This window comes from Variovorax sp. M-6 (genome assembly GCF_052114385.1).
GTDB lineage: Bacteria > Pseudomonadota > Gammaproteobacteria > Burkholderiales > Burkholderiaceae_C > Variovorax.
Map to the genome: position 1 here is coordinate 1 of NZ_JBFREQ010000065.1, position 13830 is coordinate 13830.

The window sequence follows — 13830 nt, forward strand, 5'->3', positions numbered from 1 at the left end:
ATGGAGGGTCCATCCCTCCCTCCATCGCTCCCACATCAATGCCTTCTGGCTGTCTGTGTAGTAGGTTCGTGTCCGGTACGCCATCTGCAACACTCCTTCTGCCTACGGCAGTCATCAGTGTGTTGCATCGACCGGTTGAATCCGCAGCCAAAAGCGGTCGGTCGACCGCGCCGCAAAATTCGCCGGTCAGCGGACGTTCGCGGCGTGCGAATAACAATCGACTTCGGGATCGGGAACGCTTGCTCCGAAGCGCGTGCATCAAACTGGCCAACGTGGGCTCGCCCCGCTCTACTGCCCTTTGGGGAAGGTGCGGGCGGATGCTTTTATCGGTACTCTCTGCGCAGGGCGCAACCGCAGGTATTCATCGCGGTCGCCAACCTTTCTTTCAGGAGCAAGCTTTGAAGTACAGGCACTTACTGGCTGCGACGACAGCTTTGGGAATGATCGCCCTGCTGCCGCTTGATGCCTCGGCGGGAGCATGCGTCAAGGGCGTTTATCGCGCGGGCTGCTCCGGTCCGAACGGCGCGGTCGTGGTCAAGAAGCCCCCGCCGCCGAGGGTCAGCTGCGTCAATGGCGTCTACCGCGCAGGCTGCGCGGGGCCTAACGGCGCCGCAGTCGTCCGTAAGTAGCGTCGGAACCGGGCGATGCGGGCTTCAAGCGGAGCCTTGGCTCGCCATGCCTGGATTCCCTCTTTGTGACGAAGTGCCGGCCACAACCGGACCTACAAGCGTCTGCTCCTATACCAGCCGTTAGAGACCATCAATGGGTGGCTTGGGTACGTCAAGAATCATTGACCAGCCTGGCCATCCAAACCGCCAACCGATCTACAAGAGGACTCGAAAAGTCATGAAACAGCTACTGTTTGGCGTGGTGATCGCCGCCGCCATCGCTACGACGGCTTCCGCGCAGCCCTACAAGATGACGACACCTATCGCGCCGGGCGTCGCCGTGCCGAACAAGATCGAGTCCTCGATCGGAATGCTGAACCTCGACTACGGCTACCCGTCGGCCGAAACCGTCGACAAGATCTACGACAACCTGGACCGTTCGCGCGCGCTTCAGGCCTATCTGCTCGCGATTCCGATCGTCAATCAGGCCGGCATGCGCGACTCGCTGCGCAAGTTCGGACCCGATAACCAGACCAACGTGATCTGGGAAGGTCTGATGGATTCGAAGACCGTCGCGCTGACTGGCAACGACAACACGATCTACAACTTCATGTGGGTCGACACGAGCAAGGGTCCGGTGGTGGCCGAGATTCCGCCCAAGGTGCTCGGGACGGTCGACGACTTCTGGTACAAGTGGGTGGGCGACATCGGCATCACCGGGGCCGACAAGGGCGAGGGCGGCAAGTACCTCCTGTTGCCGCCCGGATTCAAGGGCGAGGTACCAGGCGGGTACCACGTCTTGCGGCCGAGCACCTTCGGCAGCTACTTCGTCTTTCGCTCTTTCCTCGTAGACGGCTCCACCCAACCCGCGGTCGATTCGGCCAAGAAGAACCTGCGGCTTTATCCCTTGGCCGAAGCCGCCAACCCGCCGAAGATGAAGTTCGTCAATGCCTCCGGGCTCCCATCGAACTTCGTCGCGCCGGGTGACTATTCGTTCTGGAGCTTGTTGAACCAGGTCATACAGGAAGAGCCGGCGGAGGGTTCCGATCCCACCACCTTGGGCCTGTTCGCTTCGATCGGCATCGTCAAGGGCAAGCCCTTTGCTCCCGATGAGCGGATGAAGAAGATCCTTACCGACGCCGCCAATATCGGCGCCGTGACGGCACGCACGATCGCGTTCAAGATTCGCCCGAAGGATGCGTATTTCTATCCCGGCAGTGCGTGGCGCCTGCCGTTCCTGGGCGGCTATAAGTTCGAGTCGGCGCCCGGCGTCAGCAACCTGGACGGTGCCGTCTTCTTTTACTACTTCGCCATCGCCGTGACGCCGGCGATGGAGGAAAAGATGGTGGGCCGTGGGTCGCAGTACCCCTGGTCGGTCCAGGATGCGACGGGCAATCCCTTGGATGGCGGTAAGAACTACAAGCTGCGCCTGCCGCCCAACGTCCCGGTCAAGGATTTCTGGTCAGTCATCGTCTACGACAACCAGACCCGCTCGATGGTGCAAACCGATCAAAAAGCCCCGAGCGTCAGCAGCCAGAGTAAGGGCGTCAAGACCAATGCGGACGGCTCGGTGGATGTCTACTTCGGACCGAAGGCTCCGGCGGGAATGGAGAACAACTGGGTGCAGACGATTCCGGGCAAGGGCTGGTTCATGCTGCTGCGCCTCTACGGCCCGCTGGAACCGTGGTTCAACAAGACCTGGCGGCCGGGCGAGATCGAGTTGCAATCCTGACGAGCTCTTGGCTGCGCTCGGGGTCCCTCTGGGCAGCACGGCAAAAAATAGCCTTTGGTTAGTCCGCGCGAGCGGCTGCTTTCAGCGGCCGGATCGAGCGGTGGCTATTTCCGCTTGGGGCCAAGGGTTCCGAGGTCACGACAGGCTACAGTCGGCCATGAGGAGACATTCGACCTCTCCGAAGATTTGAGCCCCGCCACAGGCACAAGACCCTACGGACAAACAAAAACAATGAGTCGCCTCGGCCTCGCGCTTTGCGCTCTGTACGGAACTATCGTTGGTGTGTGCGCTGCGCTGGCCATCACAAGCAGCGGCGACCCGAAGGGCCGATTCGTATTCCTTCAGATTCCCATTGCACTTCAAGCCGCAGCTCTGGACGCGCTCGGCCTCGAGTGGCTCATCGAGCCCCTGTCGTGGGGAGCCGCATATCTTGTGCTCGGAGTACCCACGCTCGCTGTGCTTTACCTCGCCGGAAGATTTCTGGGTAATCGTTTGCGCTGAGGTGTCGCTCAAGCCGCTACGGCAGAATGCGGCCAGGACCAGACATTCTCCGAGACCGACCAAATGCTTGATGCTCTCGTTTCACCCTGGTCTTGCCTTGGCGCCCTTGCCGGATTGGTGCTCGCGATGGTGATCCACTGGGCCGTGCCGGGCGACATCGACACCGTCCAGGCCGGGGCATGGTTGGTGGGCATCGGCTGGGTTGCCGGCCTTGCGTGGGACCTCATCGGTCGCGGGAGCTCCAAGTAGCCCGCCGGCCCTCGACTCTCCGTTGCGGCGCCGGCAGGAAAGGCAGCATGCGGCTGCGGTCACTGACCGAACCAGCGGTCCCTCATGAGCCCGAGAAAGCCTTCAGAGAGCTGTATTCCTGAAGCAGACGCGGATCACCACCGCCGGAAACCGGTGCCCGTGATAGAGCGATTTCGTCGTTTTTTGCATCTAGGAAGCTTGCGCGATCGACAACGTGACAATGCCGCGCCGACACAGCGCGTCTGATTGCGGGGTTGAGGCATCACCATAAATTGACGGATCTACTGCAGGTAGCAGGTAGCAGGTAGCAGGTAGCAGGTAGCAGGCACAGCCGGCAGCACTTCAATCGGCGGGGTTGATCCCGACCTCGGGCAGCAGCTTTTTCCACTGCGCAAGATCGCTCTGCAGCCGGCGCTGGAACACCTCGGGTGAACTGGCGACCGGCTCCAGCCCTTGATCGCGCAGCGTCTTCACGATGTCCGGCTGGGTCAGGATCTCGCGGATGTCGGTAGCGACCTTCTGGATGATGGGCGCAGGCGTTCCGGCCGGCGCCAGTACGCCGAACCATCCCACGACGTCGGGCATGTTCACGCCCAGCTCGGCCAGCGTCGGCACGTTCGGCAGGACCGGCGAGCGCTTGGCCGAGGCGACGCCCAGCGGCCGCAGACGGCCGTCCGTGAGGAACGGCAATGCGGTGCCGACGGAGGCGAAAGACGAATTGAGCTGTCCGCCCAGCAGATCGGACGTGGACGGCAGTTCGCCCTTGTACGGCACATGGGTCAGGTCGATGCCCATGGCCTGCGCCAGTTTCTCGCCATAGATGTGGAAGGACGAGCCGTTGCCGAAGGAGCCGTAGCTCAGCGGCGGTTTGGCTGTCTTGGCGGCCGCGGCGAAGTCCTGCAGGGTCTTGTACGGCGAATCGGCACGCACCAGGAACAGCACGTCCACCGCCACGGTTTGCGTGACCGCCACGAGGTCGCGCTCGGTGTCGTAGGGCACGCGCTTGAACAGCGCCGGCACCTGCACGAGCGAGGTGAAGGTGGACAGTAGCGTGTAGCCGTCGGCCGGCGCCTTGGCGACGAAGTCGGTGCCGATGATGGACGTGGCGCCGGCCTTGTTCTCCACGATGGTCGGCTGCCCCCACTTCTTGGACAGCCGTTCGGCCAGCAGCCGCGTGACGCGGTCGGGGCTGCCGCCAGCATTGCTGGGGACGACGAATTTGACCGTGCGGGTGGGCCAGGCCGTCTGCGCGGCCAGCGGGCCGGCCAATGTGGCGAGCAGCAGCGCGGAAATGCCGAGCGCGCGCATGGAACGGTTGATTTGCATGACGATGTCTCCTTTTGGTGAGATGGTTTCAGGAATCGATGAAGGCCTCGACCAGATGGTTGAAGCGCTCCGGAAGCTCCACATGCGGCAGGTGGCCGCACCGGGGGAAAGCGTGCAACTGCGCACTGGGCAGCGCCTCGGCCAGCCGCAGGGCGTGCTCGGCCGGCGGCGCGATCGCGTCCTGCTCGCCGTATACGATCAGCGTGGGGCAGACAACGTCCCGCAGCGCGCGCGGCGCGTTGGCCGCCGCCAGCGCGTGCAGCGCCTGCAGGTAGCCCTCCAGCGTAACGCCCTGGCGCGCGAGGACATGCTGCAGGCGTCGTTCAGCAGGAAGGTCCGTCGCCAGCAGCCGCGGCGCGTCCTGCTCCAGCATGGCCGAGATGCCGGCCGTTCTTGCGCGCTCGCCGCGCGCCGCGAGCAGCGCCGAGCGTTGCGCCGGGGGCAGGGCACCGTAACCGGCGGTCGGTCCGCTCAGCACCAGGTGCGTGATCCGCGCGGGGTGCAGCGCAGCCAGCGCGATCGCGATCGGCGTTCCCCACGAACTGGCCACCAACGCGATAGATCCGAGGTCCTGGCTGTTCAGCAGCTTGAGCAGGGCCAGCGCATAGTCCTGCGCCACCGGCTGGGTCGATGGCAGCGGCATGCTGTCGCCATAGCCAGGCGCGTTCCAGGCCAGCACCCGGCGTCCAGGAAAGGCCTGCAACTGGGCATGCCAGCCCAGCGCGGTCGAGCCGATCCCGTGCAGCAATACCAGGGTGCGCGCCTCGGGTGACCCCGCGGCTAGGAAGGTGGGCAGATACGGCTGGCCGGGGATTGCGCTCATGAGACGGCGACCTCTTCGCACAGCGCGGGCATCACTTCCGCGGCGAAGAGTTCGACGGAGGCGGTCGATTCGGCGGGCGTCAAGTCGCCGAAGGCGAAGCGCGAGAGAAGGTAGTTGACGCCCGCCTGATCCACCTGTTCGGCGAGCAACTGCCGCACCGTGGACGGGCTGCCGGCCACGGCCAGTCCCAGCTTCTGAGCTTCCTGGAAGCTCTCGGGAAACGGTGCGAACTGCGGCGCGCTGCCATGGCGCAGCCACAGGTACATGAAGCTCGCGTACCAGCGCGCATAGGCGCGCGCCGCGATCGTCAGGGCCTGGGCATCCGTCGGCGCCACGACCACATGCCGGCTGGTGCCGATCAGCGGCAACGCGCTCTCGGCCTTGCCGGCCGCGGCCCATTGCGCGCGGAAGCGGTCGGTGATCTCGCGCACACGGGCGATCGGACCGTTGACGACGGCGTTGACGTTGTTCGCCACGCACCAGTCGGCGCCGTCCGCGTTGCCCACGCCGTACCAGATCGGCGGATGCGGCTGCTGCAGCGGGCGCAGCTCGACGGGCACCTGTTTGAAGCGGAAGAACTCGCCCTCGTGATCCAGCACCTCGCTGGTGAGCGCCTGCATCAAGACGGCGTAGCTCTCGATGTACATCGCCTGCGACTTGGCAGGATCGACGCCGTAGAACCCCACCTCGATGGGCGAGATGCCCCGGCCTACGCCGACTTGCAGCCTGCCATGACTCAGGTGGTCGAGCATGCAGATCTCCTCGGCCACGCGCAGCGGGTGGTACAGCGGCAGCGTGTAGACCAGCGGGCCGAATTTCAGCCGTTGCGTCCGCTGCGCGACCGAGGACAGGAAGACCGAGGGGGAGGGCGCCATGCCCAGCGGCGTGGCATGGTGCTCGGCGACGTGGTAGGCGTAGAAGCCCAGCCGGTCGTAGAGCGAGACCAGCTCCAGTCGGTCGGCGTAGTACCGGTGCAGCGGCACGTCGCGCCGGTCCAGGTGGTCGAAGATTCCGATTTTCATTGCGAGTCCTTTCGTCTTTTGAATTCATCAGGGCCGCTGAACATCCCCGGCGCCCCAGACCACGTGCGCCTTCACGCGCTGCCCATCGGGGCTGATCCAGCCGCGGGACATTGCCCATTCGATCATTCGATCGAACTCAAGCAGCCATGCGGCGCGCGGTTCCGAGGCGCTGCTGCGCATCCAGTCCAGGCCGATCCAGGCGGCCTCGGTGCCTTCCAGCTCGACGCGATCGGCAAGCTGCGCACGCACGACGGGAGCCTCTGAGGCGGGCGGGACGAATGCGCAATGCAGTCGCTTGAAGTCGTCCGGTTCGGCCAGCGTGAGGTGGCCTGCGGTGTTCAGATGCACGATCATGTTCTATGATTCCGAATGTTCGGTATGTTTGTTGATATGCGTATGCCGCCCAAAGCCAAGAGTCCCAGACCCACGCAGGAACAGCGCAGCGACGCCACGCGCGAGCGATTGATCCTTGCGACGATCGACTGCATCGCGGAGAAAGGCTATGCGGGAGCGGCCACGGCCGAGATCAACGAGCGTGCCGGCGTGTCCAGCGGTGCACGCGTGCACCACTTCAAGACCAAGCTGGACCTGGTCATCGCCGCGGCCGTGTACACCTACGAGCAAGCCACGGTGGATTCGGTCGCGGCGGCCGCCTCCTTGGTCGCGCAGTCCGATCCCTTGCCGGCCTTCATCGACGACAGCTACCGGTTCTATTCCGGCCAGCGCTACTTGGTGCAGCACGAATTGGTCAACGCGGCGCGCACGTGCGACGACCTGCTGCAGGCCATGCGCCCGGCGGCTGATGTGTTTCGCAAGGCGGTGAACGCCGCCTGGCTGCGAACCTTTGTGCAGGCGCGGCACTCGCGCGAGTGGAGCGAGCGAGCGATGGAGCTGTCGGTGGTCATGGTACGCGGCCTTGCGCTCGGTTCGTTCCTGCGCGGGCGCGAGCGCGATGCGGCGGTCCTGCGCATGTGGCGCGAGGTCATGGCGCGCTATCCCGATGAACGCGACCGCATTGGGCGCTGACGCCGCGGCGCGGGGCCTCATGCGCACTGGGCCTGCGGCCACTGCAGATACCCGCCCGCATGGAACACCAGCGGAGGCGCTTCGCTGTGCATGTAGCGCAGCACTTCACCGAGCAGGATGACGTGGTCGCCGGCTTCGACCGTAGCCCATTGGCGGCATTCGAAGGTGGCCGCGCAGTCCTTGATCAGCGGCACGCCGCCCAGGCCGGTCTCCAAGTCCACGCCGTGGAAGCGGTCGGGCACGGACGAGGCGAACTGGGGCGACAGGTGCAACTGGTGCTGCCCCAGCACGTGGACGGCGAAGTGCTGCGCCTGCACGAAGGCAGCGAAGCCGAGCGCCTCGCGCCGGTAGTTCCAACTGACCAGCGGCGGGGACATCGAGACACTGGTGAACGAGTTGGCTGTCAAGCCGATCCGTTGCCCGTCTGGCAGCACGGTGGTGACCACGGTCACGCCCGTGGCGAATCGACCGAAGGCCTTTCGCAGGTCGCGCGCATCGAAGCATGGCTCCATGGTTCGGTCTCCTAAACATTGATGTTGCTCAGCGAAATATACCGAATGCTCGGTATGTATCATGCGAATACCTGAGCTGAGCGCGGGGAGAAAGTCAACTTGGTCACCCGGGCCGCGCGCGGCGGCAGAAAAGCGCGGGTCCAGCATGTCGCTCGCCTGCAGCGCGATCAGCGCAAGGTGGCTGAAGGATGGAGAGGGTCGACGGCAGGTACCAAGCCCGACCGCAGTCGACTCAATGGAGGCGGCAATGTCGCCCTACGCTGATGATGGAGTGGGAGTGATCGAGGTGCTCGGGGCGATCRCCAGCGACCGAAATGTCGATATGACGCATTGAGAGGTGGAGGGGCGAATCGACAGCCTAACGACTGCATGCCATCCTGTCTATCACTGAAAATCAACGGCCACCCAGTATGCTCGAAAGACGTCGCGCCAGGGCATTTCCGAGCGTCGATCCGGAGCGCGAGCCGAGCCGAGCACCGTTTTAGACTTCAACGAGGTCATTTCAATGCCGATTCACTCCCAGGCCACAACCTCGGTCACGAACCAGGTATCACGAGCGCTGGATCTCTTTTGCGATCGAATCGACAGCCGTGCGGCGTTCGTCCGCTATATCAATGCGATCGATCCGATCGAGAAAATCCTCTTCTTTTACGGGGACGGCGGCAACGGAAAGACCTTGCTCTTGCACAAGCTTCGACGTGACTATTGTCGAAGGTTGCCAAGCGCCGACCGCTGGCCGGATGTCCTTGACGCCAACCGATGGAACGCCCTTACTCCCGATCGCAAACAGGAAGAACTGCGCCTGATCGACACAGCACTCTCCGCCCGCGATGCGACGCTTCTGCCTGCCGTATCCCTGGATTTCGGGGGGCCCGCTCGATGGCTGAACGACTGGCGCGAACCAGTGTCGGCCCTGACTGAGCTCCGGCGCCAACTGGCCGAGCTTGGCTTCAAATCTCCGGTGTTTGACTACGGACTGCTGATATGGCTTCACAAGAACGGTCAGTTGCACAAGGGCAAGCTGGAAGAGCACTTCGGCTCTGCCCATCTCGATGTGGCAACCCAACTCCTCGAAACGCTGGATGACATTCCATTGGTATCAGTCGCTCCAAAGCTATTGAAGATGGCCGTCGGTATGGCCTGGGGCCGATCGCTGGACCTAGAGATCACGCAACGGCTCGCGCGCCGGAATGTGGATGAGACCGAATCTCTGCGTCTTGCGAGTATGGATCCGGCGAGCGAGTTGCCGCTGGAACTGCCTCGATTGCTAGCGCGCGACATTAACGTTTGGTTGTCGGAATCCAGATCGACGCATTCACGCGTTGTGTTCTTTTTCGACACGCACGAGGCCTTCTGGGGCAGAACTGGTAGGTCTGAAAGCAGCAGTGCCTTCCACGAACGCGATCTTTGGCTGAGGCTTTTCCTAGGCAGCCTGGACTTCACGGCCGGGATCGTCGTCGTGATGGCTGGCAGGGAGCGGCCGCGTTGGCCTGAGGCATCGCCAGGGACGGAGATCCCAGCGCCATATATCGACAACAACTTGATCGGCGAACTCAGCATGGCTGACTCGCTAGACTACCTCGCCAAAGCCGGTATCCAGAACGCCTTGATGTGCGAGGCGTTGATGGCGGTGGCAGAGGTCGAACCTGGCCAACATCATCCCCTCTATCTGGGGTTGTGTGCAGACACCTACTTCACCATGACGGAGCGAGGAATTGAAGTCACACCGCAGGACTTTCGACAGCAGACGTTCGACGGGGCACCCGACCGAAACGGCAAGGGTCGCATGTTGGTCGACCGCCTGCTGAAGTACTGCGACGATCAAACCGAGGACGCCGTCCGAGCTCTCAGCGCCGCTCGATCCTTCGATTGGGCGGTCTACTCAGAACTTGCCAACCGCATGGGATTGTCAAAAGACTACGCCACGTTTCAGCGGTTAGTCAGATATTCCTTTGTCAGCGAAATCGGTACGACCGAGGCCTCTGTCGCTGGCGTCGACACGCGCTACCGGATCCATGATCTGGTGCGTCGGATCCTGCGGGCGCGCGACGACGAAAGAGTTGCGACTGCCGATGTGACGTTGGTGGCCATCTTTGACGAGCGCGCTGCGAACGGCGAGGAACTTGCAACGGCAGAAGCGCTTTTTCACCATTGTCATGTCGATCTCGAAACAGGTGCTGAGGCTTGGGTCGCAGCCTTTCGCGAAGCAGGTCGACGCTCGCGGCATGCGTTACGCCAGGCGCTGATCGGCATGACCGACGAAGCCGGAATTGACGATTCGTCGCACGCTTCAGATGTCGCTTGGCTAACCGGGACGTACTGGATGACTCTGTCGCGGCTCGACCTTGCTGAGGCCGCCTACGATGCTGCAGCCGGTCGTGCCGCAAATACCCTAGGCCGTACTCCCGATTCCGTCATCGATCTGAGCCGACTTGCTGATTCGGAATTCGGGCTGGCTCGCGTCTGCGAAGTGCGCACCGAATACGTTCGCGCCGCTACTCTGTTTCGACAAGCCATCACGACCAACGAGCGGGCCCTGGCGGTTGCGCCGAACGATCGCAACGTATGGAACAGCTTGGGAAACTGTCAGCGGTCACTTTCGGATGTGATTCTGGAATCAGGTGATGCAAACGAGGCGGCGCGTTTGCTAAGAGCGGCCGCCAACAGCTATCGCCAAGCCTTGATTGACGAACCGAGGAAGGAAGCTTTCCGCGCCAACCAGGCCTCTGTGAAACGTCACCTTGCATTGATGTTGCTGGCGCGTGATAAGACTGACGCTACAGCCGAGACACTCGTCGCCGAGGCACTGGAGGTCTACCGCGACGTGACGCGAACGGAGCAGAACGACCTGACGGCATGGGTCAACTACGGTAACGTTCAGAACGATTTGGCAAGGATGGCATACGCCAAGGGTGACTTCGCGACGTCCGAAGCCTTGGGTCGGGTCGCATTGACGTTGCTCGAGAGGGCATTGGACCTCGGGGGTCCGGACCATCTGGGCGCATTGAGCCGCAAGGGCACAGTGATGTCTCAACTCGCCGACACGCTGCGCCGCAGCGAACGTGCCGAGGAAGCCATCTCCGCCTATGGCGCGGCTATCGACTGCTTTGAACGGATCTTCCAACTAGCACCGCAATACATGGCCGGGCGCACAAATGCAGGCATCGCGCGATCTTCGCTGGCGGACCTCCTTCTTAGTCGATCCGATCTGGTCAGTGCGGAAGCACTTTATCAAGCAGCGGTAACCGACTATCGCATTGTGCTAAGCATGGGGCCTAACGATGCAAATGCCTACTCCAATCTTGCGAGCACGCTGCGCGGACTGGCCCAATGTCTAGAGTCGCTTGAACGGTGGAAGGACGCGGAAGCGGTACACATCGAAGGGTGCGAGGCTTTGCTTCGTATGACGCAACTGAGACCCAATGACGTGGAGGCATGGCGCCGACTCGCGCTCGCAAATGAGCTGCTAGTCGAACACTTGAAGACGCATGGGCCGGGGTCTCCCGATGAGGCCTTCAACAATGCAATTGCTGCCTACGAACGGGCACTAACCATAGCGCCAGGCCGCATTGATATTCGAGACAGCATCAGCAATATCCTTCTGAATCGCGCCGATGCACTGATGGCGCGATGCGAGTTGGTCGATGCCGAGCGGGTCTTCATGCGAGGCATTGAGATTCTCGACGAAAGCGTTAAGAAGTTTCCCGACGATGCGAATCTCTGGAACTCGACCGGCTATGCCAATCGTCAACTCGCCGCGCTCTTAAACCGCGATCCGGTCCGCCGGGCGGAGGCGAACGCGGCATTTGCAGAGGCTGTAGAGGCTTACAGCCACCATGTGCGAATCGAACCGGATGGTGCCAGCCAATGGCACAACCTGGGCTTCGTCCATCTGAAGCTGGGCCAACGGCTTGCCGAGGACGGAAAATTGACCGAGTCCGATAGCCACTTCCGCGAGGCCATCGCCGCTCTTGGCCGCGCCGGGTCGATCGACGCCGAAGCTTACAACTCGGCTCGAATGCTGATGCAAGCGTCTTACGAGTTTGCAGATCTACTTTTCCGACGGCCGAACTACCGGCTTGCCCTTGAGCAATATGTCCACTCAGCAACGGTCGCGCGGTTCATTCGCGAGAGCAAACCCGATGACCTTGAGGTCCTCTGCATTATCGGAGTTAGCAATATCAATGCTGCGGCGATCGCCAAGTCGTTCGGTGCAAATTCACCGCAACTCGCTTCGGTGTATCGAGAGGCCATCGACCCCTTGGCCCATGCGTTCGCTCTATCCCCTGATGCGAATGACATCAAGGCGAACCTCGACCTCGCAGAACGGCTGTTGAACGAAGTCCAAGGGCCGGTGCTGCCTGACAACTGATCCGGACACGCGCGTGCCAGAAGGGCCCTGAAGGCTACCAAGCAACGCGAGCTGGACGGCCCACATTGCTGCCTGACCCAAGCGGATTCGTCATGAAGAGTTCAGTGCGACGTCCAAGAAGCGGGGGGCGGTGACTGGTGGGGGCTGTCGGCGGCACACCCGCGGGTCAGTAGCAGTCATTCGGTGTCGCCTTCCAATCCAGCGCGGCCATTGGGCTCAGGGCGTCGCGCCGCTCGATGGCATCGCGCGATCGTCGAAGCTTGGTAAGCGGCTGGCCGTCCCATATGTCGATCGGTGCCCAGGACGGAACCCTGATGCGTTTCGAATCAAAGACTTGGGAGCAGATCGACCAGGCTACCTTGAACCCCCTTCGTAGCACAGTTTGAATTTCCCCGCCCGTTCCGTCCACAATCCACCACACCCGCAGGACCAGCCGACGCCAGTTGCGAGTGGCCTGGCTCCGGCGATGGTCCTTGCGTGAACAGCCGTCTTGGGGCCCGAAGCAGCTGGTAGCCGAAAGGCCACAGTCGGGCCGTCAACCGTCGCGAAGCCGCGCCAGATGACTCGCGACCTCAGGGTCGTCAACAATCTGGACCGAAACTGGGAATCGGATGCGGCTTTCCAGGGGCTACGCGTGGAAGTACCGGGGCGCTATACATGGTCGGTGAACGCGACACAGGCCTTGCCATGCCGGGTATGCAGGACATCATTGCGGCAATGCCCGCCTTGGTGCCGAATCTCAGGGCGTCCGTCAAGGTTCCGGGGGCTGGCCATTGGTTGTCTCAGGAAGCTCCCGATGAAGTGAACGCGGGGCTCATCCATTTTCTACGCGATCTATGAGTAGCGTGGTGATGCCGGCCAACTGACCGCCTTGCTGGCCAACACGGCTCGCACGCCGCGAGTGGGCTGATGAGACCGTGAGAATATGTAAGGGTGGACTATGCTGTAGGCCCGACCGGACTTACGCGCGTTTGACGGCCGGATTCTTCTCCGAAACCTCCTCACTAGGCACGCACCATGTCGACCTCACACAAACTTGCCGCCTCAGCCGCTTTTGGCGTCATGGCTTTGTTTTCCCTGGGCGCTTCCGCAGCTGGCTGCGTAGCTGGCGTCTACCGCGCGGGATGCGCTGGCCCCAATGGCGCCGTTGTTGTCGAGAAGCGGCCGGTGGTCGTCCGGCCTGCTGCCGTGGTTGTACGCCCAGCGCCAGCGCCAGTCACCTGCGCTCGGGGCGTCTACCGCGCTGGCTGCGTAGGGCCGAACGGCGCTGCCGTCGTTCGGCGCTGAGGCGCGCCGCTGAACTACCTCGTCATCCGCCCAGGCAAGCAGGCCACGGGACGCGCTCGGAAGACCGCTGGCGGCCAACTGCAGACCTTCATCTCGCGCCGATCACGGTCCGCTGTTGAGACAAGCTGACATAGGCGTGCTTGGGCTCCTTGGACACGCCGATTTCCATCGGACCTTCGACTCGGAAGCAAGGCGAGCGTCTCCCACTCAACCGATGCGGCACGTAGTACCTCAGACCAAGATGCATCGGCACTGCCCTTTGGGGCAGTAGCCAACCCATTGGGGTCGGTGTCATCATCGCGCGAGCCGCTGCAATCGTGCACGGATCAGGATCTTTGGACTAAAGGTAAATATGAAAGCGGAACTTCCCTC

At 62.6% G+C, this 13830-nt stretch carries 9 protein-coding genes; 4 read left to right on the forward strand and 5 right to left on the reverse strand.

Features of this window, described 5'->3' with window-relative positions; genetic code table 11:
• Window positions 1–867: 867 nt before the first annotated feature.
• Together AB4Z46_RS34410 and AB4Z46_RS34415 are read left to right on the forward strand one after the other, a co-directional pair.
• Window positions 868–2340, forward strand: a complete 1473-nt coding sequence (locus AB4Z46_RS34410) for a DUF1254 domain-containing protein (protein WP_442288040.1) — start codon at window positions 868–870, stop codon at window positions 2338–2340.
• Window positions 2341–2904: 564 nt separating this feature from the next.
• Complete coding sequence (locus AB4Z46_RS34415; RefSeq protein ID WP_442288041.1) at window positions 2905–3090, forward strand: hypothetical protein; 186 nt, start codon at window positions 2905–2907, stop codon at window positions 3088–3090.
• A 342-nt stretch (window positions 3091–3432) separates the two neighbouring features.
• Here the strand turns inward: AB4Z46_RS34415 and AB4Z46_RS34420 are convergent, their stop codons facing one another.
• From AB4Z46_RS34420 to AB4Z46_RS34435, 4 genes are read right to left on the reverse strand one after another with little or no spacing between them, the layout of a single operon-like run.
• Window positions 3433–4416 (reverse strand): Bug family tripartite tricarboxylate transporter substrate binding protein, encoded by a 984-nt coding sequence (locus AB4Z46_RS34420; RefSeq protein ID WP_442288042.1) that lies wholly within the window; start codon window positions 4414–4416, stop codon window positions 3433–3435.
• A gap of 28 nt (window positions 4417–4444) precedes the next feature.
• Window positions 4445–5239: an alpha/beta fold hydrolase gene (locus tag AB4Z46_RS34425; protein ID WP_442288043.1), complete on the reverse strand. Its 795-nt coding sequence runs from the start codon at window positions 5237–5239 to the stop codon at window positions 4445–4447.
• Window positions 5236–6261, reverse strand: coding sequence for an LLM class flavin-dependent oxidoreductase (locus AB4Z46_RS34430; protein WP_442288044.1), 1026 nt, complete (start codon window positions 6259–6261; stop codon window positions 5236–5238). The genes AB4Z46_RS34425 and AB4Z46_RS34430 overlap by 4 nt, the downstream gene beginning before the upstream one ends.
• A 27-nt stretch (window positions 6262–6288) precedes the next feature.
• Window positions 6289–6615, reverse strand: a complete 327-nt coding sequence (locus AB4Z46_RS34435; protein ID WP_442288045.1) for a hypothetical protein — start codon at window positions 6613–6615, stop codon at window positions 6289–6291.
• Between the two features lie 15 nt (window positions 6616–6630).
• On the opposite strand from AB4Z46_RS34435, the gene AB4Z46_RS34440 reads away from it, so the two are divergent.
• A complete protein-coding gene (locus AB4Z46_RS34440) occupies window positions 6631–7287 on the forward strand; it encodes a TetR family transcriptional regulator (protein WP_442288046.1) in 657 nt (218 codons plus the stop codon).
• A 17-nt stretch (window positions 7288–7304) separates the two neighbouring features.
• Here the strand turns inward: AB4Z46_RS34440 and AB4Z46_RS34445 are convergent, their stop codons facing one another.
• A complete protein-coding gene (locus AB4Z46_RS34445) occupies window positions 7305–7799 on the reverse strand; it encodes a flavin reductase family protein (RefSeq protein ID WP_442288047.1) in 495 nt (164 codons plus the stop codon).
• Window positions 7800–8304: 505 nt separating this feature from the next.
• Between AB4Z46_RS34445 and AB4Z46_RS34450 the strand changes: the two genes are divergently transcribed.
• Complete coding sequence (locus AB4Z46_RS34450; RefSeq protein ID WP_442288048.1) at window positions 8305–12171, forward strand: tetratricopeptide repeat protein; 3867 nt, start codon at window positions 8305–8307, stop codon at window positions 12169–12171.
• Window positions 12172–13830: the final 1659 nt, after the last annotated feature.